Source organism: Kitasatospora sp. NBC_01287 (assembly GCF_026340565.1).
Lineage (GTDB): Bacteria > Actinomycetota > Actinomycetes > Streptomycetales > Streptomycetaceae > Kitasatospora.
In genome coordinates this window covers 5,187,121-5,213,514 of the sequence record NZ_JAPEPB010000001.1, presented here as the reverse complement: position 1 = coordinate 5,213,514, position 26,394 = coordinate 5,187,121, and the positions used below count along the sequence as shown (strand labels likewise).

General features: G+C 73.8%; 26 protein-coding genes. 11 read left to right on the top strand and 15 right to left on the bottom strand.

Features of this window, described 5'->3' with window-relative positions:
• Positions 1 to 269 precede the first annotated feature (269 nt).
• The 3 genes from OG455_RS22470 to OG455_RS22460 all read left to right on the top strand — a co-directional run bounded on the left by OG455_RS22470 (position 270) and on the right by OG455_RS22460 (position 2,867).
• Entirely contained in the window at positions 270 to 1,361 is a 1,092-nt protein-coding gene (locus OG455_RS22470) for an ABC transporter ATP-binding protein (protein WP_266296430.1), read from the top strand.
• Positions 1,362 to 1,508: 147 nt separating this feature from the next.
• Positions 1,509 to 1,967 (top strand): hypothetical protein, encoded by a 459-nt coding sequence (locus OG455_RS22465; RefSeq protein WP_266296428.1) that lies wholly within the window; start codon positions 1,509 to 1,511, stop codon positions 1,965 to 1,967.
• An 81-nt stretch (positions 1,968 to 2,048) separates the two neighbouring features.
• A complete protein-coding gene (locus tag OG455_RS22460) occupies positions 2,049 to 2,867 on the top strand; it encodes a nucleotidyltransferase family protein (RefSeq protein ID WP_266296427.1) in 819 nt (272 codons plus the stop codon).
• 230 nt (positions 2,868 to 3,097) lie between these two features.
• Here the strand turns inward: OG455_RS22460 and OG455_RS22455 are convergent, their stop codons facing one another.
• From OG455_RS22455 to OG455_RS22430, 6 genes are all read right to left on the bottom strand, one after another.
• A complete protein-coding gene (locus tag OG455_RS22455) occupies positions 3,098 to 5,032 on the bottom strand; it encodes a DoxX family membrane protein (protein ID WP_266296425.1) in 1,935 nt (644 codons plus the stop codon).
• Positions 5,033 to 5,390: 358 nt separating this feature from the next.
• Positions 5,391 to 6,383 (bottom strand): 23S rRNA (guanosine(2251)-2'-O)-methyltransferase RlmB, encoded by a 993-nt coding sequence (gene rlmB / locus OG455_RS22450; protein WP_266296423.1) that lies wholly within the window; start codon positions 6,381 to 6,383, stop codon positions 5,391 to 5,393.
• A 113-nt stretch (positions 6,384 to 6,496) separates the two neighbouring features.
• Entirely contained in the window at positions 6,497 to 7,891 is a 1,395-nt protein-coding gene (cysS, locus tag OG455_RS22445) for a cysteine--tRNA ligase (protein WP_266296421.1), read from the bottom strand.
• 152 nt (positions 7,892 to 8,043) lie between these two features.
• Entirely contained in the window at positions 8,044 to 8,544 is a 501-nt protein-coding gene (gene ispF / locus OG455_RS22440; RefSeq protein WP_266296419.1) for a 2-C-methyl-D-erythritol 2,4-cyclodiphosphate synthase, read from the bottom strand.
• Complete coding sequence (gene ispD / locus OG455_RS22435) at positions 8,534 to 9,268, bottom strand: 2-C-methyl-D-erythritol 4-phosphate cytidylyltransferase (protein ID WP_266296417.1); 735 nt, start codon at positions 9,266 to 9,268, stop codon at positions 8,534 to 8,536. Before ispD ends, ispF begins: the two co-directional genes overlap by 11 nt.
• 310 nt (positions 9,269 to 9,578) lie before the next feature.
• Positions 9,579 to 10,061 (bottom strand): CarD family transcriptional regulator, encoded by a 483-nt coding sequence (locus OG455_RS22430; protein WP_030244332.1) that lies wholly within the window; start codon positions 10,059 to 10,061, stop codon positions 9,579 to 9,581.
• Between the two features lie 503 nt (positions 10,062 to 10,564).
• Here OG455_RS22430 and OG455_RS22425 point away from each other — a divergent pair.
• Entirely contained in the window at positions 10,565 to 11,296 is a 732-nt protein-coding gene (locus OG455_RS22425; protein ID WP_266296415.1) for a DUF461 domain-containing protein, read from the top strand.
• Positions 11,297 to 11,432: 136 nt separating this feature from the next.
• On the opposite strand, the gene OG455_RS22420 is transcribed toward OG455_RS22425, so the two are convergent.
• Positions 11,433 to 12,128, bottom strand: coding sequence for a response regulator transcription factor (locus OG455_RS22420; RefSeq protein WP_266296413.1), 696 nt, complete (start codon positions 12,126 to 12,128; stop codon positions 11,433 to 11,435).
• Positions 12,125 to 13,441, bottom strand: a complete 1,317-nt coding sequence (locus tag OG455_RS22415; RefSeq protein WP_266296411.1) for a cell wall metabolism sensor histidine kinase WalK — start codon at positions 13,439 to 13,441, stop codon at positions 12,125 to 12,127. The genes OG455_RS22420 and OG455_RS22415 overlap by 4 nt, the downstream gene beginning before the upstream one ends.
• 271 nt (positions 13,442 to 13,712) lie before the next feature.
• Here OG455_RS22415 and phoU point away from each other — a divergent pair, with 271 nt between their 5' ends.
• Positions 13,713 to 14,378 carry a phosphate signaling complex protein PhoU gene (phoU, locus tag OG455_RS22410; RefSeq protein WP_266296409.1) on the top strand — a complete coding sequence of 222 codons (666 nt, stop codon included), beginning with the start codon at positions 13,713 to 13,715 and terminating at the stop codon, positions 14,376 to 14,378.
• A gap of 208 nt (positions 14,379 to 14,586) precedes the next feature.
• Positions 14,587 to 14,775 (top strand): hypothetical protein, encoded by a 189-nt coding sequence (locus OG455_RS22405; RefSeq protein ID WP_266296407.1) that lies wholly within the window; start codon positions 14,587 to 14,589, stop codon positions 14,773 to 14,775.
• Between the two features lie 76 nt (positions 14,776 to 14,851).
• Here OG455_RS22405 and OG455_RS22400 read toward each other — a convergent pair whose 3' ends face one another.
• Entirely contained in the window at positions 14,852 to 15,610 is a 759-nt protein-coding gene (locus OG455_RS22400; protein WP_266296405.1) for a phosphoglyceromutase, read from the bottom strand.
• Between the two features lie 197 nt (positions 15,611 to 15,807).
• Here OG455_RS22400 and OG455_RS22395 point away from each other — a divergent pair, with 197 nt between their 5' ends.
• The gene (locus OG455_RS22395) at positions 15,808 to 17,118 is read left to right on the top strand and encodes an MFS transporter (protein WP_266296403.1); all 1,311 of its coding nucleotides are present in this window, start codon (positions 15,808 to 15,810) and stop codon (positions 17,116 to 17,118) included.
• Here the strand turns inward: OG455_RS22395 and OG455_RS22390 are convergent.
• Positions 17,103 to 17,657: a YbjN domain-containing protein gene (locus tag OG455_RS22390; RefSeq protein ID WP_266296401.1), complete on the bottom strand. Its 555-nt coding sequence runs from the start codon at positions 17,655 to 17,657 to the stop codon at positions 17,103 to 17,105. The two genes, OG455_RS22395 and OG455_RS22390, sit on opposite strands and share 16 nt — an antisense overlap.
• Before the next feature lie 143 nt (positions 17,658 to 17,800).
• On the bottom strand, positions 17,801 to 19,108 hold the full coding sequence (gene mshA / locus OG455_RS22385; protein WP_266300910.1) for a D-inositol-3-phosphate glycosyltransferase: 1,308 nt from the start codon (positions 19,106 to 19,108) through the stop codon (positions 17,801 to 17,803).
• 271 nt (positions 19,109 to 19,379) lie between these two features.
• On the opposite strand from mshA, the gene OG455_RS22380 reads away from it, so the two are divergent.
• The gene (locus tag OG455_RS22380) at positions 19,380 to 20,333 is read left to right on the top strand and encodes a class I SAM-dependent methyltransferase (RefSeq protein WP_266296399.1); all 954 of its coding nucleotides are present in this window, start codon (positions 19,380 to 19,382) and stop codon (positions 20,331 to 20,333) included.
• Positions 20,334 to 20,539: 206 nt separating this feature from the next.
• On the opposite strand, the gene OG455_RS22375 is transcribed toward OG455_RS22380, so the two are convergent.
• Positions 20,540 to 21,121 (bottom strand): O-acetyl-ADP-ribose deacetylase, encoded by a 582-nt coding sequence (locus OG455_RS22375; RefSeq protein WP_266296397.1) that lies wholly within the window; start codon positions 21,119 to 21,121, stop codon positions 20,540 to 20,542.
• Positions 21,122 to 21,345: 224 nt separating this feature from the next.
• Between OG455_RS22375 and OG455_RS22370 the strand changes: the two genes are divergently transcribed.
• The gene (locus OG455_RS22370; protein ID WP_266296395.1) at positions 21,346 to 23,037 is read left to right on the top strand and encodes a PP2C family protein-serine/threonine phosphatase; all 1,692 of its coding nucleotides are present in this window, start codon (positions 21,346 to 21,348) and stop codon (positions 23,035 to 23,037) included.
• A gap of 81 nt (positions 23,038 to 23,118) precedes the next feature.
• Here the strand turns inward: OG455_RS22370 and OG455_RS22365 are convergent, their stop codons facing one another.
• The 3 genes from OG455_RS22365 to OG455_RS22355 form a co-directional block, all read right to left on the bottom strand.
• Entirely contained in the window at positions 23,119 to 23,463 is a 345-nt protein-coding gene (locus OG455_RS22365) for a DUF2516 family protein (protein WP_266296393.1), read from the bottom strand.
• Between the two features lie 139 nt (positions 23,464 to 23,602).
• A complete protein-coding gene (locus OG455_RS22360; RefSeq protein WP_266296391.1) occupies positions 23,603 to 24,166 on the bottom strand; it encodes a hypothetical protein in 564 nt (187 codons plus the stop codon).
• Positions 24,167 to 24,191: 25 nt separating this feature from the next.
• On the bottom strand, positions 24,192 to 24,542 hold the full coding sequence (locus OG455_RS22355; RefSeq protein WP_266296389.1) for a helix-turn-helix domain-containing protein: 351 nt from the start codon (positions 24,540 to 24,542) through the stop codon (positions 24,192 to 24,194).
• Positions 24,543 to 24,623: 81 nt separating this feature from the next.
• Between OG455_RS22355 and OG455_RS22350 the strand changes: the two genes are divergently transcribed.
• Positions 24,624 to 25,328 carry a class I SAM-dependent methyltransferase gene (locus tag OG455_RS22350; protein ID WP_266296387.1) on the top strand — a complete coding sequence of 235 codons (705 nt, stop codon included), beginning with the start codon at positions 24,624 to 24,626 and terminating at the stop codon, positions 25,326 to 25,328.
• A 140-nt stretch (positions 25,329 to 25,468) separates the two neighbouring features.
• Positions 25,469 to 26,380 carry a sigma-70 family RNA polymerase sigma factor gene (locus tag OG455_RS22345; RefSeq protein ID WP_266296360.1) on the top strand — a complete coding sequence of 304 codons (912 nt, stop codon included), beginning with the start codon at positions 25,469 to 25,471 and terminating at the stop codon, positions 26,378 to 26,380.
• Positions 26,381 to 26,394 lie beyond the last annotated feature (14 nt).

The following is a 26,394-nucleotide window of genomic DNA, read 5'->3' as shown; positions in this document are numbered from 1 at the left end:
CAACCGGGTCGCAGTCTACCGGCAGGGGCGGGGCGTGTGGGGGTGTGTGGCGGGGAAGATCGGCGGGGGTCGGGCGGGAATGTGACCGGACCGGTACGGGGTGAGTGGGGGGAGGGGGCTGACAAGGGGGAAAGGGGCAGGTAGCCTCGGCCGCAGCCGGTTCTCAGGTGGTCCAGGCCACTGGGCCACGAGGCCGGCCAGTGTGCACCACTCCACCCCTTTACTCGGATCGTCCGGCACGTTCCTGCCGGTGAAGGAGACGTACAGTCATGGCTTCTGTCACGTACGACAAGGCGACCCGCCTCTACCCGGGCGGCGACAAGCCCGCCGTCGACGCGCTGGACCTGCACATCGAGGACGGCGAGTTCCTCGTGCTGGTCGGCCCCTCCGGCTGCGGCAAGTCGACCAGCCTGCGGATGCTGGCGGGTCTGGAGGACGTCAACGGCGGCGCGATCCGGATCGGCGAGCGCGATGTGACCCACCTGCCGCCCAAGGACCGGGACATCGCGATGGTGTTCCAGAACTACGCGCTCTACCCGCACATGTCCGTCGCGGACAACATGGGCTTCGCGCTCAAGATCGCCGGCGTCAACAAGGCCGAGATCCGCCAGAAGGTCGAGGAGGCCGCGAAGATCCTCGACCTCACCCAGTACCTGGACCGCAAGCCGAAGGCGCTCTCCGGCGGCCAGCGCCAGCGTGTGGCGATGGGCCGCGCGATCGTCCGCGAGCCGCAGGTCTTCCTGATGGACGAGCCGCTCTCCAACCTGGACGCCAAGCTCCGCGTCTCCACCCGCACCCAGATCGCCGGCCTGCAGCGCCGCCTGGGCATCACCACGGTCTACGTGACGCACGACCAGACCGAGGCCATGACCATGGGCGACCGCGTCGCGGTGCTCAAGGACGGCCTGCTGCAGCAGGTGGACACGCCGCGGAGGATGTACGACAAGCCCGCCAACGTCTTCGTGGCCGGCTTCATCGGCTCGCCCGCGATGAACCTGGTCGAGGTGCCGCTGGTGGACGGCGGCGTGAAGTTCGGCGGTTCGGTGATCAACATCGACCGCGAGCAGCTGGTCGGCGCCGGCAGCGACAAGACGGTGACCGTCGGCATCCGCCCGGAGCACTTCCAGATCGTCTCCGGTGGCGGCATCGAGGGCGTGGCCGTGACGGTCAACGTGGTCGAGGAGCTCGGCGCGGACGGCTTCGTCTACGGCACCACCAAGATCGGTGGCGAGGACGCGGACATCGTGGTGCGGGTCAACGGCCGGCAGATCCCGCAGAAGGGCGAGACCGTGCACGTGGTCCCGACCGGCGGCGAGACGCACGTCTTCTCGACCAGCACGGGTGCCCGCCTCAGCGGCTGACGTGCGAGGCCCCGGGACCGGGGCGGCGTACAGGAGCACGGTTACCGTGGCCCCGTCGGACACCCGTCCGGCGGGGCCGCGCCATGCCGTCACTCGTCCGTGTGACGGAGTGTCGGGAGGTCCTCACACGACGCTACCCTCACTGGCGTGAAGCAGCTCGTTCGCCGCATCGGCCAGACCATCGCCCTCACCCTGCCTGTGATCCTGGTGACCACAGGCACCCTCGCCGTGACCCGGGTGGCCTGGGCGCCGCCGGTTAACGACAGCCAGCAGGTGGTCGCCGCCGCCAGCGGCAGCGGTGGTGGCATCGGCCGCACCGCCACCACCGCCGACGTCACCGGCACCACCGCCCACCCGGGCCTGTCGCCGCAGGACGCCCTGCGCACCGACCTGATGTCGGAGCTGCGCTCGCGCGGTGCCGCCGCCGCGCTCGACCTGCTGGAGCGCAGCATGACCGAGGAGCCGAACCTGACTCCCTACTGCACCACGCTCGCCAAGGAGTTGGGGCAGGCCACGCTCAAGCTGTACCAGGGCGACGTGCAGCGCGCCCGGTCCGTCGCGCGTCCGGTCTGCGACGGGTCCTTCGCGGCCGGCATCGCCGGCTGACGACGCGTCACCGACCGCCGCCGCCCCGCGGCGGGCTGCGGGAACCGGGTACGGCAGGGCAGCAGGCCTATCCTGCTGCCCATGACCGGCTTCGACCTCCCCGCCGCCCCGCAAGCCCCCAGCCCCGCCCAGGGCCCGTCCGCCGAGGCGGCCACCACGGCCGCGCGGGCTGCCCCGATCGGGGCGCCCACGGTCACGCAGGCCGTGATCCTGGCCGGCGGTCAGGGCTCGCGCCTGCGGCCGTACACCGATGACCGGCCCAAGCCGCTGGTCGAGATCCCCGGCACCGGCACGCCGATCGTCGGACACCAACTCGCCTGGCTGGCAGCCGAAGGCGTGACCGACGTGGTGATCTCCTGCGGCCATCTGGCCGAGGTGTTGCAGGCCTGGCTGGACCAGGCCGAACTGCCGCTCCGCGCCCGCACCGTGGTCGAGGCCGAACCGCTGGGCCGGGGCGGCGGGCTGAAGTTCGCCGCGCGGGCGCTGCCCAGGCCGGACGAGCCCTGGTACGCGACCAACGGGGACATCTGGACCCGGTTCAGCCTGCGTGAGATGGCCGCCTTCCACCACGAGCGGGACGCCCTCGCCACCCTCGCACTGGCCCGGCCGCGGATCCCGTGGGGCGCGGTGGAGACGGACCGGTTCGGCAATGTGCTCGACTTCATCGAAGCGCCGCCCTCGCCCTTCCTGATCAACGCGGGCCTCTACGTCTTCGCGCCGGGCTTCGCCGAGCTGCTGCCGGACGTCGGCGACCACGAGCGCACCACCTTCCCCCAACTCGCCCGCGCCAGGCGGCTGGCGGGCTACCAGCTGCCGCAGGGCGTGTACTGGCGGGCGATCGACACCGCGAAGGACCTCACCGAGGCCGCCAAGGAGCTGGCCTCACTGCAGCGGAGCTGACCCCCAGGTAGAACTGACGCACACTCACCTGCGCCGCGCACAAACCGATCGCCCCTTCCCGGAGAACCAGGAAGGGGCGATCGGCAGTTGAGCGAGCCACAGGACCCGGCGGAGCCGTCCCTGCGGCCGACCGGCGCTCAGGCCATCGACTCCTCAGGCCGTCGGCGCTCAGGCCATCAGCTCCTCAGGCCGTCAGCTCCTCAGGCCATCGGTGCTCAGGCCGTCGGTGCTCAGGCCATCGGCGCTGCCGACGAAGAGCCTCCCGAGGCTCCGGGACCCGCGCCCGGCATGCCCAGCGTCGTCGGCAACCGCAGCTGCGGCGGACCGCTGCCCAGCACGCCGCCGATCAGGCCGTCACTCGGCGCGGCCTTCGGCGCCCGGGTGCTCGCCCCGGAGCCGCTGCCCTGCGTGCCGCCCGGCGCCGGAGCCGCGCCACCGGCGGCGGGCGTGGCCCCGGCCGCCGGCGCCCCGGCGGGCGAACCGCCGCCCGGCCCGGCGGGGTTGCCACCCGTGGCCGAGCCCTCCGGCACCCCGCCCCGGCCCGCCGTGGACGGGCGGGCCTTCGCGCTCCGGCCGGCCGTCGGCGCGGCCGAGGGCGGCGCCGAGGGGGTGGCGGGAGCGGCCGAGGGCGCGGTGCTGGGCGGTGCGGAGCCGGTGGCCGGCCGGGGAGCCGGCGCGGGCATGCCGGGGGCGTGCGACCCGCCGGTGCCGACGGTGGCGGCCGGCCAGACCGGCGGGCCGTAGTCGGTCGGCGGCTGGGCGGGGCCGGGCTGCGGCCGACCGCCGGTTCGCACCGCCGCGCCCAGCAGCGAACCGACCAGCATGGTCAGGCCGATCACCACGACGGCCACCACGGTGCCCCGGCGCAGCACCCGGCGGCGCACCGCCTTGGGCGCCTGCGGTCCGTACCGGCGCCAGGCCTCCAGAGCGAGCCGGCCGTCCAGCGAGGCGAACGGCGCGCCGGCGATCAGCAGCGGGCTCCAGGCCGCGAGGAAGATCAGGTCGGGCGTGTCGTAGACCGGCACGGCGCGCCAGCTGACGGTGAAGAGGAGCGCGGCGGAGAGCAGCATCGCGGCACCGGCGGCCAGCCGCTGCCAGAGGCCGAGCAGCGAGAGCACGCCGACCACGATCTCGGTGAAGGCCACCCCGAGGCCGGCCCCGACCGGGTGCGCCATGGCGAAGTCGAGCAGCGGCTGGGCCAGCTGCCAGGGGTGCAGCGAGGAGAGCCAGCGCATCATCGAGCCGCGGTTGCCGCCGTCGAAGTACACCGGGTCGCAGAGCTTGCTGAACCCGGCGTAGACCGAGAGCGAGCCGAGCAGCAGGCGCAGCGGCAGCAGGACCAGCCCGAGGTCCACCTTCCGGCGGGGCTGCCAGGAGTGCCGGCTGGACTCCCCGGCCGCGGCGGCCGAGTGCTCGGGCAGCTCGCCGCTCGGCTTCCAGCCGGCCGGCCGGGCGCGCTCCAGCCGCGGCTCGACGGGCGGACGCGGCCTGGCGGACGCGGGCCCGGCCGACCGGGACTCCGACGACTCGGAACCGTACGGCTCGGCACCGAAGGGCGCGGGGCCGTCGGCCCAGCCGTGCGGCTGCCGGGGCACCGCCCCGCGCGTGCCGTAGGTGCCGCGGCCCCTGCCGCCGTAGCCGTACGACCCGTCGGCGGGCGTGTCGTCCCAGCCCGGCACGGCCTCCAGCGGCTGGGTCTCCTCGGGGTCGACCAGACCCACCGAGGATCCGCCGCCCGCGGACGCCCCGAACGCCGACGACGACGCCGACGACGACCCGAGCGAGGCGGCGCCGCCGACCGGTGCGGGCACGGTGCTGAGCCGGACCGCGTCCAGCAGCTGAGTGGCCGCCAGGTCGCCCGGCGCGGCCTGGCCGCTCCAGGTGACGGCGGTGACCCGGCCCTTGCGCCGAGGCGCGCCGACCGCCGCCGGGCCGCCCAGCGCGGCTCCCACGCCCGCCAGTGCGGCCGGGCCGGCGTCGGCACTGCCGACCCGGACCAGCCCGGGCCGACCGCCGTAGTTCAACGCCGCGTACGGCCGCCCGAAGGAGTCCGCGTACGGCACCGCCAGGGGTGGCGGCGCGTCGAGCAGCGGCGCGACCGGCGCGGCCAGTCTGAGCCGGAAGCTGACCTGGGTGCTGCTGAGCCGAGCCGGATCGCTCGGCACCTTGACGGTGCTGAGGCCGGGCTCAGCCTCTATCCCTGCCGCTTGGCCAAACCGGGGGCGCCGAGGTGTTCTGGTGTCCACACCCCTCTAACCGGGTGACACCCGGTTAGGACACTCTCCCGGGTGCAACTGCCGGGCGTGGCTGACGGATCCGGTCACTCCCGTACGAGAGGGTGAACGTTTGGGTCAACCCCGTGCAGGCTCGGACACCGCGACCACGGAGAACGGCCACGGAGAACGGCCGAGGCGAGCGACCGAGGCGAGCGACCGGCCATCGAGCGCGAGGCCGCCGACCACCGCGCGAGGGGCGGCCGACCACCGGCCGGCCGCCCCCAGCGGCGCCACTCAGCGGCGCCACTCAGCGCTTGGCCCGCAGCCGCGCTGCCTCGTAGAGCACGATGCCGGCCGCGACACCGGCGTTCAGCGACTCGGTCGCACCCGGCATCGGGATCCGCACCCGGATGTCACAGGTCTCCGACACCAGCCGGGACAGGCCCTTGCCCTCACTGCCGGCCACGATCACCACCGGACCGGTCAGCGCCTCCAGCTCGCCGACCTCCGACTCGCCGTCCGCCGCCAGACCGACCACCAGCAGGCCGGCCTTCTGGTAGGCCTCCAGCGCCCGGGTCAGGTTGGTCGCCCGGGCCACGGGCAGCCGGGCCGCGGCGCCCGAGGAGGTCTTCCAGGCGCCGGCGGTCATCCCGGCGGCGCGCCGCTCGGGGATCACCACGCCGTGCGCGCCGAAGGCGGCCGCCGAGCGGACCACGGCGCCCAGGTTGCGCGAGTCGGTGACCCCGTCCAGCGCCATGATCAGCGCGTCCTGGCCCAGGTCGGCAGCCGCGGCCACCAGGTCCTCGGGGTGCGCGTACTCGTACGGCGGGACCTGGAGCACCAGGCCCTGGTGGTTCAGACCGCCGGTCATCTGGTCCAGCTGCGGGCGCGGCGCCTCCATCAGCGGGATGCCCCGCTCGTTGGCGGCCTGGAACGCCTCGCGCACCCGGTCGTCGGTGTCGATGAACTGCATGACGTACAGCGCGGTGGCCGGCACGCCGCCGACCAGCGCCTCGACCACCGAGTTGCGGCCCACCACCAGCTCGGCGGCACCCGCGCCGCCGCGCCCGCCCCGGCCGCCGCCGCCGGAGCGGCGCATGCCGGCCCTGGCCTTGGCGTCCCGCTCGCGCTTGAGCGCGGCGTTGGCGGCCCGCTGCTTGGGGTGCCCCTTGCGGGCCTCGCCGGGCGGCGTCGGGCCCTTGCCCTGCAGCGCCTTCCGGCTGTGGCCGCCGGTCCCGACGCTCGCACCCTTCTTCGACCCGGGGTTGCGTGCGTTCCTGCGCTGGCTGTTGCCGGCCATGACGTTACTTCCTGTTCTATCCGTCTGCGTCATGCCGATGGGCCGTACTCGTCGCGCCGCGTCGCAGCGCGGCGGAAGTACGGCCCACCGGCGCCCCGGGTACGACCCCGGGGCTACTGGTTGCTGATCGTCCAGCGCGGGCCGGACGGGGTGTCCTCGATCGCCAGGCCGGCCAGGCCCAGCTGGTCGCGAATGGCGTCCGCGGTGGCGAAATCCTTGCGCTCCCGGGCCGCCTGGCGCTGGTCCAGGACGAGCCTGACCAGCGAGTCGACGACCCCGTGCAGGTCCTCGCCGCGCTCCGTGCCGGTCCACTGCGCGTCGAGCGGGTCGAGGCCCAGTACACCGAGCATCGCACGGACCTCGGCCAGTCGCGCTACCGCGTTCTCCTTGTCGTCCGCGTTCAGGGCGCTGTTGCCCTGCCGAACGGCGGTGTGCACCACGGCCAGCGCCTGCGGGACGCCGAAGTCGTCGTCCATCGCCTCGGCGAAGGCCGGGGGCACCTCGGCGGCCGGCTCGACCGGGCCGCAGCGCTCGACCACCCGCTGGATGAAGCCCTCGATCCGGCCGAAGCCGGCCTCGGCCTCGCGGATCGACTCCTCGCTGTACTCGATCATCGAGCGGTAGTGCGGGGCGGCCAGGTAGTAGCGCAGCACGATCGGGCGCCAGCGCTGCACCATCTCGGAGATCAGCACCGAGTTGCCGAGCGACTTGCTCATCTTCTCGCCGCTCATGGTGACCCAGGCGTTGTGCACCCAGAAGTTGGCGAAGTCGTCGCCGAACGCCTTGGACTGGGCGATCTCGTTCTCGTGGTGCGGGAAGATCAGGTCGAGCCCGCCGCCGTGGATGTCGAAGGCCTTGCCCAGGTACTTGTGCACCATGGCCGAGCACTCCAGGTGCCAGCCGGGCCGGCCCTGGCCCCACGGGGTGGTCCAGCTGGGCTCGCCCGGCTTGGCCGCCTTCCACATGGCGAAGTCGCGCGGATCGCGCTTGCCGGTCTCGCCCTCGCCCTCGGGCTGCTTGAGGTTCTCCAGCTTCTGGTTGGAGAGCTCCAGGTACCCGGGGTAGGACTTGACGTCGAAGTAGACGTTGCCGTCGGCCGCGTAGGCGTGGCCCTTGGCGATCAGCGTCTGCATCATGTCGATCATCTCGGGGATGTGGCCGGTGGCCCGCGGCTCCACGGTCGGCGGCAGGCAGCCGAGCACGGTGTAACCGTCGTTGAAGGCACGCTCGTTGGCGTAGGCGATCTGCCACCACGGCACGCCGAGCTCGTGCTCCTTGCGGATCACCTTGTCGTCGATGTCGGTGACGTTGCGCACGAAGGTCACATCGAAGCCGCGGTAGGCGAACCAGCGGCGCATCAGGTCGAAGCTGAGGTTGGACCGGATGTGCCCGATGTGCGGGGCGCCCTGCACGGTCGCGCCACACAGGTACATCGAGACGCAACCCGGTACAAGCGGGACGAAGTCGCGTACCTGGCGGGCGTTGGTGTCGTACAGGCGAATGCTCACGACATCCAGCGTAGTGGGAATCCGGCAGTGCCCCGCGACGTTTACGCGTCCCACCCGTCACGAGTTCATGGCAAAGCGGACGATCCGGTTCCGATAGCCGCGGTCCGCGGCGGCCCGCCGCCCTCCGCCGCCGATCCCCCGTCAGGCGCGGCTCAGGGTCGCGGGTACACCAGCGCGGTCGCCAGACCCACCAGGCCCTCGCCGCGCCCGGTCATGCCGAGCCCGTCGGTGGTCGCCGCCGAGAGCGAGACCGGCGCGCCGACCGCGGCCGACAGCACCTCCTCGGACTCCCGGCGCCGGCTGCCGATCCGCGGCCGCACCCCGATCACCTGCACCGCGATGTTGCCGATCTCGAAGCCCGCCGCGCGCACGATCCGGGCCGCCTCGGTCAGCAGGGTCACTCCCGAGGCGCCCTTCCACTCGGAGCGGTCGGTGCCGAAGTGCTGGCCCAGGTCGCCGAGCCCGGCGGCCGAGAAGATCGCGTTGCAGGCCGCGTGCGCGACCACGTCGGCGTCCGAGTGCCCGGCCAGGCCCTGGTCGTAGCCCTCCCAGCGCAGCCCGCCGACCCAGAGCGGCAGGCCGTCCGCGAAGGCGTGCACATCGGTGCCGATGCCCACCCGGGGCAGCACGACCGACGGGGTGTCAGAAGCCATCGGAAGCCCTCCTGCGGGCGAGTACGGCCTCGGCGAGCACGAGGTCCAGCGGACGGGTCACCTTGAACGCCTCCTCGTGGCCCGGCACCACGACCACCCGGCCGCCGTAGTGCTCGATCAATCCGGCGTCGTCGGTGACCACCGGCGCACCGCCCGCGGCCTCCTCGGCCAGCGCCTTGGCGTGCGCCTCGACGAGCGCCGCGCGGCGGAAGCCCTGCGGGGTCTGCACCGCGCGCAGCGTGGCGCGGTCGGGCGTGTCGAGCACCGGCTCCGGCTCACCGGCGCCCGCCGGGCCCACCCGCTTGACGGTGTCGGCCAGCGGCACCGCGGGCACCACGGCCTCGGCACCGCCCCGGACCGCGGCCACCACGGCGTCCACCACCTCGACCGGCACCAACGGCCGGGCCGCGTCGTGCACCAGCACGATCCCGGTGCTCTCCGGAATCGCGGCCAGGCCCAGCCGCACCGACTCCTGCCGGGTCGCGCCGCCGGCCACCACCCGGATGTCCTTGCCGTCCAGGCCGTGGCTGTCCAGCAGCCCCAGCACCTCGGCGACGCCCTGCGGCGGCGCGGCGACCACCACCAGGCCGACCGCCCGGCTGCGGGCCAGCGCGCGCACGGCGTGCACCAGCAGCGGTGCGCCGCCCAGCTCGCGCAGCGCCTTGGGTGCCCCGGGACCCAACCGCTCGCCCCGCCCGGCGGCCGGAACCACGGCCGCCGCCACTACTCCTGTGCTGTTCAGGTTTCACTCCTTCGGCGAAGTGGGTATGGCCCAGGCGTACCCGTCAGACGGTGCACCGGACCCCTTCCACCCCGGCGCCGCCTCTCGGGTACCGGTGTGCGGGCCCCCACCCTCTGGACACCAAAGGCTAGGGGCACCAAAGGCTAGGGGCAGCGGAGCCACGGGCGCCAAACTCAGGACCACGCGCTACGAGCACCGTCGCACGGACGTCACCCCGGGGCGCCCCCGGGCATGCCACAGCGCCCGAATGCCGTCATGACACCGGGCGCTGTTGAACGGCACACGCGCCGCACTACGAGGCGAGCACCTCGTCGAGCAGCGTCTCCGCCTTGTCCTCGTTGGTGTTCTCCGCCAGCGCCAGTTCGCTGACGAGGATCTGCCGTGCCTTGGCGAGCATCCGCTTCTCGCCGGCCGAGAGGCCGCGCTCGCGCTCGCGCCGCCACAGGTCTCGCACAACCTCGGCGACCTTGATGACGTCACCCGATGCGAGCTTCTCCAGGTTCGCCTTGTAGCGGCGAGACCAGTTGGTGGGCTCTTCGGTGTACGGTGCGCGGAGCACCTCGAAGACCCGGTCCAGACCCTCCTGGCCGACCACGTCGCGCACGCCGACGAACTCCGCGTTCTCCGCGGGGACGCGCAGCGTGAGGTCACCCTGCTGAACCTTCAGCACCAGGTAGGTCTTGTCCACACCTTTGATCTGGCGAATTTCGATGGCCTCGATCAGTGCAGCCCCGTGATGGGGGTAGACCACCGTGTCGCCAACCTTGAACGTCATGTGACAGGACCCCTTCCGTGGCTTTCCAGAATAACACGCTTTTCCGTTCACTCGAAGGGCGTTTTCGCAGGTCAGGACGGGTCTCGGGGCTTGACAAGGACCCCTGCGACGTGCTGCGGCCACCCCGCGGCAGCGGCTTCTCGCAGGTCGGAGGCCCTTCTCCCGGCCTCCGAAACCTTGGGCAACACTGCGGCGGCCGACATTCGATCTTGAAGTCGACACCGGATATTCACCGTTTCCCGATCGTGATCTGATCTTGACGCGCTTCCGGAACCGCACACATCGCCGTCACACCGCACCCCGGACCGCCCCAGTGCCGGGCCCTCCCCCAGTAGCGACCCGGTACAGCTGCGGCCCGGCCCGGCGACGACGACGCGCCACCCGGCGAACCGGCAGCGGAGTGGTCAGGGCGCGACACGGGGCCACCCCGTGAGGGCCGGATAAGTGCGGTCGGTACGCTGAGCGCTGACAACCCGACACGTGACCCAAGGAGATGCGCAGCCGTGAGCCGCAGCCTTCGACGCGGTGGCACTGCCGCCATCGTCCTCGCCCTCGCCGCCGTCTCGCTGTCCGCCTGCTCCGCCGGGAGCAGCGCCGAGACCGCCCAGATCAAGCCGGACACCCCGGCCACCTCGCTGGGCGCCGACCTCAAGCTCAACGCCATCGTCGTCGTGGTCGGCGCGAACCAGGTCTCCGGCCAGCCCGGCCCCGCGAACCTGTCCGTCAACATCAGCAACACCGGCAGCAGCCCGGAGACGCTGACCGGCGTCACGGTGGCCGGCACCAGCGCCACCTTCGACGACGCCTCGGGCACGCCGCTGCCCGGCGGCATCGTGGTCCCGGCCGGCGGCGCGGTGGCGGTCGGCGGCAACGGACAGGCCACGGCGCAGTTCTCCTCCCTCACCGTGACCGCGGGCAGCTTCACGCCGGCCTCGTTCTCCTTCTCCAGCGCCGGCAAGGTCGACACCACCGCGCTGGTCACCCCGGCCGTGGGCACCTACGCCTCGGCCGGCCCGTCCGCGCCGGTCTCCGCCTCCCCGTCGGCCGGCGGCTCGGCCAGCGCGTCGGCCTCCGCCGCCGCTTCCGCCTCGACGGGGGCCTCGACCGCCGCGAGCACCGCCGCCTCCCCGTCGGCGCCGGCCGGCGCCCCGGCCTCCGGTGCCGCCGCCGGTGCCCCGAGCGGCTCCCCGGCCGCCGGTGCCACGGGCACCCCGAGCCCCAGCCCCTCGCACTGAGCCCAGGGGCGCGCGACCCGGCAGCCGGGTCGCGCGCCCCGCGCACGACGAAGGGCCGCACCCCCACCCTGCTCGGGTTCTAGGAGTGCGGCCCTTCGTCGTGTCGCGCTCAGCCCAGCCGGCGCACGGTGTCGGCTTACGGCTCGAACTTGTAGCCCAGGCCGCGGACCGTGACCAGGTAGCGCGGCGCGCCCGGGTCCGGCTCGATCTTCGCCCGCAGGCGCTTCACGTGGACGTCCAGGGTCTTGGTGTCGCCGACGTAGTCGGCGCCCCAGACCCGGTCGATCAGCTGCATCCGGGTGAGTACCCGGCCCGCGTTGCGCAGCAGCATCTCCAGCAGGTCGAACTCCTTGAGCGGCAGGTCGACCTTGGCGCCGTCCACGGTGACCACGTGCCGGTCCACGTCCATCCGGACCGGGCCGGCCTCCAGCGCGCCGGGGCCACCGCCGTCGTTGCCGATGCCGCCCTCCTCGCCGCGGCGGCGCAGCACCGCGCGGATCCGGGCGACCAGCTCGCGGGTCGAGTACGGCTTGGTGACGTAGTCGTCAGCGCCTATCTCCAGCCCGACGACCTTGTCGATCTCGCTGTCCTTGGCCGTCACCATGATCACCGGCACGCTGGAGCGCACCCGCAGCTGGCGGCAGACCTCGGTGCCGGGCAGCCCGGGCAGCATCAGGTCGAGCAGGACCAGGTCGGCGCCATTGCGTTCGAACTGCTCCAGCGCGTCGGGGCCGGTGGCGGCGACGGCCACCTCGAAACCCTCCTTGCGCAGCATGTACGACAGGGCGTCGCTGAACGACTCCTCGTCCTCGACCACCAGTACACGGGTCACGATCGGGCCTCCGGGGCAGGAAGGGGGGAATCAGGAAAGGGGGAACGGTGTGCGGATTCGTCATGGGCGGTGCCCGCCGCGTCGCCGGAAGCGGCGGGCGCCGGGGTCTGTCCGGCGGGGAGCCGGACGGTGAAGGTGGAGCCCTGGCCCTCGACGCTCCACACCGAGACGGTTCCGCCGTGCGAAGCCGCCACGTGCTTGACGATGGACAGGCCCAGGCCGGTGCCGCCGGTGGCCCGGCTGCGGGCCGGGTCCACCCGGTAGAAGCGTTCGAAGATCCGCTCGCGGTCCTTCTCCGAGATGCCGATGCCCTGGTCGGTCACCGAGATCTCGATCAGCTCGCCGTCCGCCTCGCCGATCGCGGCGGCGCTGGCTATCCGGCGGGTGGCGATCGCCACCCGGGTACGCGGCGGACTGTAGTTGACGGCGTTCTCGACCAGGTTGCCGAGGGCCGCGGCGAGCTGGCCGCGGTCGCCGAAGAGGTGCAGGCCCGCGATGCCGCCGGCCGCGATGTGGATCTGCTTGGCCGCGGCCTGCTGGCGGCAGCGGTCCATCGCCTCGGCGATCAGCTCGTCGACCGGGACCGGCTCGGGGTCCATCAGCAGGCGGTCGTCCTGGACCCGGGAGAGGTCGATGATCTCCTGGACCAGGCTGGCCAGCCTGGTCGCCTCGATCTGCATCCGGCCGGCGAAGCGCTGCACCGCCTCCGGGTCGTCGGCCGCGTCCGCGACCGCCTCCGAGAGCAGCGACAGCGCCCCCACCGGGGTCTTGAGCTCATGGCTGACGTTGGCCACGAAGTCGCGCCGGACCGCCTCGATCCGGCGGCGCTCGGTGAGGTCCTCGACCAGCACCAGGACCAGCCGGGAGCCGAGCGGGGCGACCCGGACCGAGACCGAGAGCGGCTCGCCGGAGCGCGCCACGCCGGGGCGTGGGACGTCCAGCTCGACCTGCCGGATCTCGCCGTCCCGGCGGGTCGCCCGGGCCAGCGCGAGCATCTGCTCGACGGCCACCGCGCCACCGCGGACCAGGCCCATCGAGTAGGCGGCGGAGCTGGCCTTGACCACCTCGTCGCCCTCGCCCAGCACGATCGCGCAGGAGCGCAGCACCGAGAGCACCGTGTCCACACCGGGCGGCAGCGCCGGCTCCTGGAGGGGGGCGTGCACCGCTGACGCGCTGCTACTTCTTCTACCGTTGCCGCTGTTGCTGCCCCGACCCTGTTCGCGCTCGCTCCAGCGGAAGGCGATGGAGGCCGTGAGACCGACGCCAAGGCCGGCGATGGCGCAGGCAGCGGCGGCGGCCACATTCACGTCCATGCGGCCAGCCTAAGCGCATCGACCGGCCGCTCCGTAAGCGTCGGATCAAGGCATCGACCGTGCGTTGCCGAGAATTCACCTTCAGGTAGCCACCGGTTCACTGCGGCGGCCGTGCGCCGTCGCCCGGACGGCCCAGGCTGCGTTGTGCAGCCCGTGTGGGTCGGTGACGCGCGTACGATGCGCGCCACCAGCAGCGGCCGCCCTCCCGCAGCGCGGGCCAGGCGGCCGGTCGGCACCGCCACCGACACCGCGAGAAGGAGAAGAGAAGCGCATGCGTGACGCTTACCACGAGGAACTCGACTCGATCGGCGACGGCCTGGTCGAGATGGCCCGGCTGGTCGGGTCGGCCATGGGCCGCGCCACCACCGCGCTGCTGGACGCCGACCTGGAGCTGGCGGAGAGCGTGATCGCCGCGGACGAGAAGGTCAACACGCTCCACCACGGCCTGGAGGACACCGCGATCGACCTGCTGGCCCGCCAGCAGCCGGTCGCCACCGACCTGCGGATCGTGGTCACCTCGCTGCGGATGAGCGCCGACCTGGAGCGCTGCGGCGACCTGGCCCGGCACGTGGCCAAGGTGGCCCGGCTGCGCTACCCGGACTCCGCGGTCCCCAGCGACCTGCAGCCGATCGTCCTGGAGATGGGCCAGCTCGCCCAGCGCCTGGTGGCCAAGGCCGGCCAGGTCATCGCCACCAAGGACGTGGACGCGGCGCTTCAGCTGGAGCGCGACGACGACGCGATGGACGAGCTGCACCGCCAGCTCTTCGCGCACCTGGCCGACGACCGCTGGCAGCACGGCATCGAGACCGGCGTGGACGTCACCCTGATCGGCCGGTACTACGAGCGGTTCGCCGACCACGCGGTCTCGGTGGCCAAGCGCGTGGTCTTCCTGGTCACCGGCGAGCACGCGGGCGACTTCGTCCCCGAGCAGCAGTAGCCCGGGCAGCAGTGGCGCGGGCAGCGGTGGCGCGAGCGGCGGTGAACCCGGCCGCGGGGGCGGCGCTCGGCAACCGGTGCGGGGGCGCATGAAGCGCTCCGTCCCCACACCTACGCGCCCATTGACGCTCCGTCAGTCGCGGAGCTTCACTCGTGGAGCAGGCAGCCCGTCACCCCGCCGCCTGCCTCGATCGAGGAGGGCACGCAGCATGACCACCACCCCCGCCCGGCCCACGTTGACCCCCCGTCCCACCGCCCCCGTCGCCCCGGGTGCCCGGACGCGGCTGCCGGTCCTGATCGGCGCCTGCGGCTGCGGGCCCGGCTGCGGCTGCGGCTGCCAGTCCGGCGCGCCCTGCCAGTGCGGCGGTGCCAGCGGCGGCTGCTGCGGCGGTCACTGAGCGAAGCGAGCGGGCCCCGGCCCCGGTGCGTGTGCACCGGGGCCGGGGCCCGCTCGCTCGGCTGCCGCTCCCCGCGTTACTTCTTGCCCTGGTTCTTGACCGCCTCGATCGCGGCGGCGGCGGCCTCCGCGTCCAGGTAGCGGCCGCCGGCGGTGACCGGCTTGAAGTCCGCGTCGAGCTCGTAGACCAGCGGGATGCCGGTGGGGATGTTCAGGCCGGCGATCGCCTCGTCGGAGATCCCGTCCAGGTGCTTGACCAGCGCGCGCAGGCTGTTGCCGTGCGCGGTGACCAGGACGGTGCGGCCCGCGGCCAGGTCCGGCACGATCGCGTCGTACCAGTACGGCAGCATCCGCTCGACGACGTCCTTGAGGCACTCGGTGCGCGGCCGCAGCTCGCTCGGGATCTCGGCGTAGCGGGCGTCACCGGCCTGCGAGAACTCGTTGTCGTCGGCGAGCACCGGCGGCGGGGTGTCGTACGAGCGGCGCCACAGCTGGAACTGCTCCTCACCGAACTCGGCCAGGGTCTGCGCCTTGTCCTTGCCCTGCAGCGCGCCGTAGTGGCGCTCGTTCAGGCGCCAGCTGCGGTTGACCGGGATCCAGTGCCGGTCGGCCTTGTCGAGCGCGATCTGCGAGGTGCGGATGGCGCGGCGCAGCAGCGAGGTGTGCACCACATCCGGGAAGAGGCCCTCGGCGGCGAGCAGCTCGCCACCGCGCGCGGCCTCCTTCTCGCCCTTCTCGTTGAGGTCGACGTCGACCCAGCCGGTGAAGAGGTTCTTCTGGTTCCACTCGCTCTCGCCGTGGCGGAGCAGGATCAGTCGGTAGGTCGTGTCAGCCATGAGGCACAGCTTAGACCGGCGGCAAATGGAGCCTAATAAACGGGTAGCCGAGGCCAGGAACTCGCCTGTAATGTTCGCATCGGCCTTGTGACACTTACAGTGCCACGTACGGCACACCTGCCCGCCCCACTCCCGTCCCGTCGCGCGGCCCACCGCCATGCCGCCCGCCGGGGCACCTGCCCGCCGGGAGCCACGCCATGCCCACCGCACCACCCGCACCACCCGTCGAAGCCGCACCACCCGATCCGGCCGCCGCCTCGCTGACCGCGCGCCTGCGCAGCGCCACCGCCGAGTCGGTCGGCGGGCTCCCGCCGGCCTTCTGGTGGCTCTGGACCTCGACGCTGGTCAACCGGCTGGGCGGCTTCGTGGTCACCTTCCTGGCGCTCTACCTCACCGTGGACCGCGGCTACTCGGCCGCCTACGCCGGCCTGGTCGCCTCGCTCTTCGGCCTCGGTGGGGCCATAGCGGCCCTGGTCGGCGGGGTGCTGACGGACCGGATCGGGCGCCGGCCCACCATGCTGGGCGCCCAACTGCTCACCGCGCTCAGCACCGCCGCGCTCGGCTTCGCCGACGGACGGGTGATGATCGCCGCGGTGGCCTTCCTGGTCGGCCTGAGCAGCAACGCCTCACGGCCGGCCATCTCGGCGGTGATCGCCGACGTGGTGCCCGCCGCCGACCGGGTGCGGGCCTTCGCGCTCAACTACTGGGCGGTCAACATCGGCTTCGGCGTCTCGGCGGCAGTGGCCGGCCTGGTCGCCGCGCACGGCTACCTGCCGCTCTTCATCGCCGACGCGGCCACCACGCTGCTCTGTGCCTGCGTGGTCTTCGCCAGGGTCCCGGAGAGCCACCCGAGCGCGGCCGCCACGCCGAGCGGGCAGGGCGGGCAGGGCGGGCCTCGGGCCGCCGCCCCCGCGGTCAGCCTCAGCACCGTCTTCCGGGACCGCCGGTTCATGGCCCTGGTCGGGCTGACCTTCCTGGTCGCCCTGGTCTTCCAGCAGGGCAACACCACACTGGCCGTGACCATGGGCAGGGCCGGGCTGAGCACCACCCAGTTCGGACTGGTGATCGGGCTCAACGGGCTGCTGATCGTGCTGCTGCAGATCCCGGTCACCCGCATGCTCCGGGGCCAGGGCCGGGGCCCGCTGCTGCTGGTCGCGGCGCTGCTGACCGGCTGGGGCTTCGGGCTGACCGCCTTCGCCGGCTCCTCCGCCCTCTGCTACGCCGGCGTCGTGGCGGTCTGGACGCTCGGCGAGATCATCCAGGCGCCGACCAGCATGAGCCTGGTCGCCGAACTCGCGCCGGCCCATGCCCGCGGCCGCTACCAGGGCGTCTACTCGCTGGCCTGGTCGGCCGCCTCCTTCCTCGGGCCGGCGGCCGGCGGCTTCCTGCTGGACCACGCGGGCCACGCCACCGTCTGGTACGGCTGCGCGGCGCTCGGCACCGCGGCCGCGGGCGGCTACCTGGTGCTGGGCCGGCGGGCGGACGCGGCGCGTCAGCTCTCGGGCTGAGGCTGCTGAGGCTGCTGCGGCTGCGGCTGCGGCTGCGGCTGCTGGGCCAGGTGCTTGAACGCCGCCAGGTTGCGGGTGGACTCGCCGCGCTTGGTCCGCCACTCCCACTCGCGCCGGATGGCCGAGCTGAAGCCCAGCTCCAGCAGCGTGTTGAAGGGCTCGTCGGCGTTCTCCAGCACGGTGCCGAGCAACCGGTCAACGGTCTGGGCGCTCAGCGCCTCCAGCGGCAACCGGCCGGTCAGGTAGACGTCGCCGAGCTGGTCCAGCGCGTACCCGAGGCCGTACAGCCTGGTGTTGCGCTCCAGCAGCCAGCGGAAGACGGCCTCGTGGTTCTCGTCCGGGCGGCGGATCACGAAGGCGTTCACCGACAGGGTGTGGTCGCCGACGCGCAGCGCGCAGGTGGTGCTGAGCTTGCGGGTGCCGGGGAGCGTCGCGACCAGGGTGTACGGATCGGCGGCGGCCGGCTCCCAGCCGACACCGGTCTCGTCGAGCGCGGCGGCGAGCAGGCCCAGGGCCTCGTCCTTGGTACGGGTAGCCATGCCCGTGACGCTACCGGCTGGTACCCGGCCACCGCCGCCGGCCCGTGCCGTGTCCCCCGCGCCGGCGAGGCAGGCCCGGCACGGCGGACGTGCTGGCTGCGGCGGCCGCGCCACCGCACGGCACGCGGCCGGCCGGCCGGCCGCTACTGGCTCAGCAGCCGCCGTGCCCCGGCCAGCCGACCGGCCGGGCGGGCCAGCGCCGCCGTGTACACCTCGGCGGTGGCGGCGGCCGCCGCGCCCCAGCCGAAACCGGCCGCGTGCCGGGCCGCCGCCGGGCCCTGCCGGGCCGCCGGCCCGGGGCTGCTCACGTAGGGCTCAAGGGCCCGTGCCCAGGCCGCCGGGTCGTGGCCGCGCACCAGCGTGCCCGTCTCGCCGTCGCGCACCGCGACCGGCAGGCCGCCGACCGCAGCGGCCACCACCGGCGTGCCGCAGGCCTGCGCCTCCAGCGCCACCAGCCCGAAGGACTCGCTGTAGGAGGGCATCGCCAGCAGCGTCGCCGCGCGGTACCACTGGGCCAGCTCGGCCTGCCCGACCGGCGGGTGGAACCGCACCACATCGCCGATGCCGAGCTGGGCGGCGAGCTTCTGCAGGCCCTGCGGCTTGGCCAGCCCCGTCCCCGAGGGGCCGCCGACCACCGGCACGACCAGCCGCTCGCGCAGCTCGGGACGCCGCTCCAGCAGCGCCGAGACCGCCTTGAGCAGCACCTCGGGGCCCTTGAGCGGCTGTATCCGGCCGGCGAAGAGCAGCACCGCGGCATCGGCCGGCAGGCCGAGCCGGGCCCGGGCCGCCCGCTGGTCGCCCGGCCGGAAGACCTCCAGGTTGACCCCGGGGTGCACCACGGCGAGCTGGTCGGACCGGGCGCCGTAGTGCGCGGCGAGCTCGCCCGCCTCGTCCGCCGTGTTGGCGATCAAACGGTCGGCGGCCTCCACCACCTGGGTCTCGCCGATCACCCGGGCGGGCGGCTCGGGCGTGTCGCCCTCGGCCAGCGCCGCGTTCTTCACCTTGGCCATGGTGTGCATGGTGTGCACCAGTGGCACGCCCCAGCGCTGCGCCGCCAGCCAGCCGACCTGGCCGGAGAGCCAGTAGTGCGAGTGCACCAGGTCGTAGTGGCCGGGCCGGTGGCCGGCCTCGGTGCGCAGCACCCCGTGGGTGAAGGCGCACAGCTGGGCCGGCAGGTCCTCCTTCACCAGGCCCTCGTACGGCCCCGCGGTGACGTGGCGGACCAGCACCCCGGGGGCCAGCTCCACGGTCGGCGGCAGGTCCGAGGAGGTGGCCCGGGTGAAGACCTCGATCTCGATGCCGAGCGCGGCCAGGCGCTTGGCCAGCTCGACGATGTAGACGTTCATACCGCCCGCGTCGCCGGTGCCCGGCTGGTGGAGCGGGGAGGTGTGCACGCTCAGCATCGCGATCCGGCGCGGACGCCGGCCACGGCCGGCGGCGAGCGCGTGCAGGCGCCCGCGGACCGGCGGGGGCTGCCGGTCGCGCCATACCGTCGACACGGGGGGCTTGATCACCTGGCTGCGGCCTCTCTGATCTGCGCTGCGACACCTTGTGCGGCGGCCACTCCTGTGGTTCCAACAGGAGGACAACCGCTGAGGACCCGTCCCGCATTCCCGGAGCGACGCACGTCACGCCGACCACGGCGCACGGCACGCCGACCGCGGCACAGGTCACGCCGACCGCGGCGCCCGGACCCGGGCGGGGGCGGGCTACCCTGCGGGAATGGCCGCCACCTCCGCCCCGGACCCGTCCGGGCACCCCGCCGCGCGCACCGCGCCCGGGGTGCCGACAGCGCCGGAGCAGCCGTCGCGGCCGGTACCGGCCGCGCAGCCGAAACCGGCGAGGGCGTCGCGCCCGGCGAAGGCGCCGCGGACGCCCCGGGCGGCGGCCACCGCCACCCGCCCGGTCGGCTCGGTGACCCGGGGCACCACCAACACCAACCGGCTGCGGCGGATGGACCGCTGGATCGTGCACACCCTCGGCCCGCGACTGCGCGCGGCCGAGGAGCCGCCGGTGGCCGTCGACCTCGGCTACGGCGCGGCGCCCTGGACGGCCGTCGAACTCTCCACCCGGCTGCGCGCGGTGCGGCCCGACCTGCGCACGGTCGGCATCGAGATCGAGCCCGCCCGGGTCACCGCCGCGCAGCCGTACGCCGAGCCGCCCGCCCTGACCTTCCGCCGCGGCGGCTTCGAGGTGCCGCTGGACGGCGGCAGCGCGCAGCTGATCCGCGCCGCCAACGTACTGCGGCAGTACGACGAGGAGGCGGTGGCCGCGGTCTGGGAGCGCCTGTGCGGGCGGCTGGCCCCGGACGGCCTGCTGGTCGAGGGGACCTGCGACGAGGTCGGCCGTCGCCACGTCTGGGTGGCGCTCGACGCGGCGGGACCGCGCACGGTCACCTTCGCCGCCCGGCTGGCCGGGCTGGAGCGGCCCTCGGACCTGGCCGAGCGGCTGCCGAAGGCACTCATCCACCACAACCTGCCGGGCCGGCCGGTGCACGCCTTCCTCACCGACTTCGACCGGGCCTGGGCGGCCGCCGCGCCGTACGGGGCGTTCGGTGCCCGGCAGCGCTGGGTGGCGGCGTGCACCTCGCTGGCCGGGCAGTGGCCGCTGACGGACGCGCGCGGGCGATGGCGGCAGGGCGAGGTCACGCTGCCGTGGTCGGCGCTGGCACCCTGAGCAGGGTCTCGGTGCCGGCGTTCGGAGCAGGGCTTTCGGGTTCACTCGAACGAGTTATCGAATTCCCCTGGCGTGTTGACGCGGCGTCAGGCCACTATGGGAACGCGCCCGGCGCCTGGCGCGACACCGGCATCGTCCGCTCCTTGACTCGAACACATCGCCTGTCCGACGGGGCCCGACTCGGGCCCCGGCCCCAGCCTTTGCTCTTACCCTTCCTCCAACTCCGGCCCCAACTCCGGCCCCAATACCGGCCACAACTCCGCCCGCACCCGTGCGAAGACGTCGTACGCCGCCGCTCCGAAGAGCACGAACCGCACCTCCAGGCCCACCACCGCCTTGACCGGATCCTCCGCGAGCACCTCGGCAACCGCCGAGAGCGCGATCCGGGCCGCGTCCTCCAGCGGCCACCGGTACACCCCGGTGGAGATCGCGGGGAACGCCACACTCCTGGCGCCCAGTTCCAGCACCGCCAGCCGGAGCGACTCCCGGTAGCAGGAGGCCAGCAGCCCCGCACCGCCCGACGCCCCGTGCACCGGGCCGACGGTGTGCACCACATGACCGGCCGGCAGCAGCCCGGCCGTGGTGGCCACCGCCCGGCCAACGGCCAGGCCGCCGCCGTAGTGCGAAGCGCGCAGCCTGCGGCACTCGGCCAGGATCTCGGGGCCGCCGGCCCGGTGGATCGCGCCGTCCACCCCGCCGCCGCCCAGCAAGGACGAGTTGGCCGCGTTGACCACCACGTCCACCCGCTGCTTCGTGATATCACCCTGGAGCAAAGTGATCTGCGTCACCGTCAACCCCTTTCGCCCGGCCGTGCCGTCCCTGGGCCCCGAACCGTTCACGCTAGCGAGCACCCCCGCCACCAGCGTGGCAATAGCCACATCCACGTAGGCCGGCCAGAGAATTCCCGGGAGATCACGTTATGGTCGCGAGAAGCTCCCTGACTCGCGGTGCCCTGCGGGCACTGCACGCGGACCGCAGCCGTTACCCCGTCAGGGAAAGGGAGGAACCATCCGTGCCCGCTACGGGAGACGGGCCTGGACTCGGCGCCGAAAGCCGGTCCGGTGCCCCGACAGGAGCCGGCGTCCGTCGGCGTGCCGCCGCCCCCTGCCCTGATCCGGGCGCCGCCGCACTCGGCGACGACCAGCTGAACGGGCTGCACGGGCTCGGCCTGAACTCCCTGCAGGACCTGGAGGCGCTGGACACCTTCAGCCGCCTCGGCGCCCCGGCCGGCTTCGCCGGGCCCGCCCGCCCCGCCACCCCGGACGGCGAGGCCGCGCCGCTGCTGCCCGGCCCCCGCTCCACCTCGCGCGCCGCGGCCGTGGACCGGTCCGCCGCGCCGCTCAAGCTGCTGGTGATCGAGAACGACACCAGCGACGCCCAGCTGATCGAGGAGCTGATCGCGGCCAGTGGCACGCCCGTCGAGCTCCGCTGGGCCCGCGGCCTGACGCAGGCGGCGGCCCAGCTCACCCCGCAGCCCGGCGTCCCCGGCCGCCGCCCGCGCACCCTGCCGGTGGACTTCAGCTGCGTCCTGCTCGACCTGGCCACCCCACCCGCCGCCGAGCGGCACCGCACCACCACCGCCGCCGACCCGCTCGACGGACTGCGCGAGCTCCTGCGCCTGGCACCGAACGCGGCCGTGGTGGTGCTCACCGACGCCGCCGACACCCAGTTGGGCGCCGCCGCGGTGGCCGCGGGCGCCCAGGACTTCCTCACCAAGGACGAGACCGACGGCCCGCTGCTGGCCCGCGCGCTGCGCTACGCGGTCGAGCGCAAGCGGGCCGACGAGTCGCAGCGCCGCCTGGTCGAGGCCGAACTGCGCGGCCAGGAGAACGCCCGGCTGCAGCGCCACCTGCTGCCCACCCCGCTGCTGGAGGGCGCCGAGCTCTCCTTCACCCGCCGCTACCGGCCCGGGCGCCGCCGCGCACTGCTCGGCGGCGACTTCTACGACGCGGTCCGCACCGACGACGGCACCGTGCACGTGGTCATCGGGGACGTCTGCGGGCACGGCCCCGACGAGGCCGCCCTCGGCGTCGCGCTGCGGATAGCGTGGCGCACCCTGGTCTTCGCGGGACTGACCGGCCAGACCCTGCTCACCACGCTGCAGCACGTGCTGGAGCACGAGCGGCGCAGCGACGAGATCTTCGCGACCCTCTGCATGCTGGTGATCACCCCGGGCACGCCTCCGGACGGGGCACCGCGCGGCCACCGCCGCGCCACCGCCGACTCGCGCGCGGCCGGCGGCCGCCCGGCTCCCGGGGCCGGCCAGCAACCGCTGCCGTCCGACCGCCCCGAGGTGGAGTACGCCCAGCTCTACCTGGCCGGGCATCCGGCGCCGCTGCTGCTCTCCGCGGACCGGCGCCCCGCCGTGGTCCCGTTCGACCAGGCCGGCCCGGCGCTCGGCCTGCTGCCCTGCGACGACACCGACGCCAGCTGGCCGCCGCACCACCTGGAGCTGCGGCCGGGTTGGAGCCTGATGCTCTACACCGACGGCCTGATCGAGGGCCGGGTCGGTGCCGGCTCCCGCCGCCTGGGCCAGGACGGCCTGCTGAACCTGATCGGCGACCATCAGGCGAACGGGCTGACCCGCGGCCGCCTGGTGGACAGCGCCCTCGCCGAGGTCGAGGACCTCAACGGCGGCGCGCTGACCGACGACGTCGCCGTGCTGCTGCTGGAGCGCCACCAGCAGCCGCCGCTGATGGGCTGACCCGCCGCGACAGCGGTCGGCGGCGGGTCAGCGGGTCAGCGGGTCCGGCTCGTCGGTGGCCCCCAGGCAGCCACCCGGCAGTCACCAGGGGCCGTAGGGGCCCATGTTCCGGCGGTCGTTCTTGCCGCCCCGCCCGCCGGTCAGCGCCTTGATGGCCGGGCGGACGTCGACCATGTAGACGATCGCCGCGACCAGCCCGCCCAGGGTCAGGAAACTGCCGATGAAGTTGGCCCCGAAGAGCAGGTCCAGGCCGAGCGCCGCGCCGAGGAGGACGAGCCAGAAGGTCTTGGTCTTCTTGTCCGCGTCACGGTAGGCGCCATCCCGCCGGATGGCCGCGTCGACGAAGGCGAACCCCTTGAAGAGGATGATCCCGACCGACAGCCACCAGAGCGGGTTCAGGAGGTTGATGTACGTGATGTAGCCCACCCTGGTCTCCTCACACGAAGCCTCGCCGCCGCCCCACCGTGACTACCCACGGCCGCGTCCACCCATCCTGACACGCTGCGGCACCCGACAGACGGTGAACGTGCCAGGCGCCCGAAGCGTGCCGTGACCGGCGGCGCGGCTATTTGCCGGCACTCGGCGCCTTCCGCGTCCGGGCCGCCTTCTTCGCCGGCTTCGGCCCGGCGGCGGACTCGGCCACCGGCTCGACCTCCGCCTCGGCCTCTTCGACGGCCTCCAGGTCCACCGGGACGGACTCGGCGCGCTCCACCGTCACCACGGGCGCCTCCGGCCGGTCGGTGAAGCCCTTCTCCACCACGCCCTTGCCGCGCTCGGCCAGCTCGTCATAGACCTCCTTCGCCTTGACCGCGAACCCGGCGGCCCGGCCCACCTGCTGGAACGCGAAGGTCTGCGCCCGGTCCTGCAGCGACTTGAGGTCGGTCGGCAGCGTGGTCACCGTGCCGACCACCTTGGCCTGCGCCTCCGCGAGCCGGGCCTGCGCCTCCTGCAGCCGCGCGGCCGCCGTCTCCTGCGCGGCCCTGCGGTCGCCGGCCAGCGCCTCAAGCTGCCCGGGCACCTCTCGCAGCTTCGCGTACGCCAGCTCGCCGGCGCCCGCGAGGGCGTAGAGCGGCGTGGGGTCGCTCAGTGTCTTCTTGATCTCGTTCCTGATCTCATCGGTGCTGGGCATCGGTCTTTCCTCTCATCGATCGGCCTCACTCGGCCTTGTTGTCACGCACAAAGGCCTCGTACACCGCCAGCAGCGCGTGCTTCTGCTGCTCACTGATCGCCGTGTCCGCGAAGATCGCGGCCCGCAGGTCCGCCCCGCCCTCGGGCCGCTCCTCCAGGATCCCCGCCTGCACATAGAGCGTCTCCGCCGAGATCCGCAGCGCCTTGGCGATCTGCTGCAGGATCTCCGCGCTGGGCCTGCGCAGCCCCCGCTCAATCTGGCTGAGATACGGGTTCGACACACCCGCGACCTCCGCCAACTGGCGCAAGGAGTACTGCGCGGCGCGCCGCTGCTCGCGGATGTACTCACCCAGCGAGCCCACCTTCAGTGAAGCCATGCCTTCATGCTGCCCACTGGTGCTTGCAAAAGCAAGCACGCAGCTAGCGCACGGCGCGGCTCACGGCTACCGTCATCGGCCATGACCGAAGCGACCCACCTGCACGCCACCCGGACGGCCTACGACACCGTCGCCGTCGACTACGAGCTGCTCCTGCGTGACGAGCTGGACGCCAAACCGCTGGACCGCGCGATGCTCGCCGCGTTCGCCGAGCTCTCGCGGACGCCCGGTGTCGGCCCGGTCGCCGACCTCGGCTGCGGTCCCGGCCGCGTCACGGCCCACCTCCACTCCCTCGGGGTAGAGGTGTTCGGCATCGACCTGTCCCCCGGGATGATCGAGGTCGCCCGCCGGACCCATCCGGGCCTGCGGTTCGACGTGGGCTCGATGACCGCGCTGGACCTGGCGGACGACTCGCTCGGCGGCGCCGTCGCCTGGTACTCGACCGTCCACACCCCGCCGGAGCTGCTGCCGGCCGTCTTCGCGGAGTGCCACCGGGTGCTGGCCCCCGGCGCCCACCTGCTGCTGGCCTTCAAGGTCGGGGACCGGCACCTGCACCGGGACCAGGCGTACGGTCACGAGGTGTCGCTCGACATCTACTGGGTCTCGCCCGACCAGGTCGCCGATCTGCTGGGCGGGGCGGGCCTGGTGGTGGACGCCCGGCTGATCCGCGAACCCGACGAGAGCGAGAGGCCCCGGCAGGGTCGGCAGGCGTTCTTCCTCGCCCGCAAGCCCGCGCCCGACCTCAGCAGCGGCGGCAGCGGCGCAGGCTCGCCCCTGTCCCGCTGAGGTCCCGGGCCGCCCAGGCCGCCGCCGGGACGGTGAAGTGCCGGCCTGCGAAGTGCCGGCCCGGGGCCCGCGCGCCCGTTCGGATCGGCTGGCTTTCGTGGATCTGCTGCTGTGCCCCGTGTGCGGAAGGAATTCGACCAGTGGACGAGAGCGCCTGGTTGGCCGATCGGTTCGAGGAGCACCGGCCCCGGCTGCGAGCGGTGGCGTACCGGATGCTCGGCTCGCTGAGCGAGGCGGAGGACGCCGTCCAGGAGGGCTGGCTACGGCTGGACCGGATCGAGGCCGGCGGCATCGAGAACCTCGCCGGGTGGCTGACCACGGTGGTGGCCAGGGTCTGCCTGAACATGCTGCGCACCCGCGAGCACCGGCGCGAGGATCCGCTCGACGTGGCGGGGTCCGCGCCCATCGGCGACCGGGACCTGGCGGCGGTCGACCCCGAGCAGGAGGCGCTACTGGCCGACTCGGTCGGGCTGGCGCTGCTGGTGGTGCTCGACACGCTGACGCCCGCCGAGCGGATCGCCTTCGTGCTGCACGACATGTTCGCGGTGCCCTTCGAGGAGATCGGCCCGCTGGTCGAGCGCTCCCCCGCCGCCACCCGGCAGCTGGCGAGCCGGGCCCGGCGCCGGGTCAAGGGCGTCGCCCCGGCGCCAGACAGCGACCTGATCCGCCGTCGGCGGGTCGTCGACGCCTACCTGGCCGCCTCCCGGGGCGGCGACTTCGAGGCGCTGGTGGCGCTGCTCGATCCGGACGTGGTGCTCCGGGCCGACCCGACCGTCGGCCCCACTCCCCTGCCCGTCCTGCTGCGCGGCGCCCACACCGTGGCCACGGCCGCGCTCGCCTCCGCCGGGCGGGCCCGGTTCACCGAGCCTGCCCTGATCGACGGTGCGGTCGGGCTGGTGATGGCCCCGCTCGGCCGGCTCTCCGTGGTCCTCGCCTTCACCATCACCGAGGGGTTGATCACCGAGATCGACGTGATCGCCGACCCGGACCACCTGGGCCGGCTCGAACTCACCGTCCTCGACGACCGGTTGGGCGACCGGTCGGACGACTGACCGCACGAGCGCCC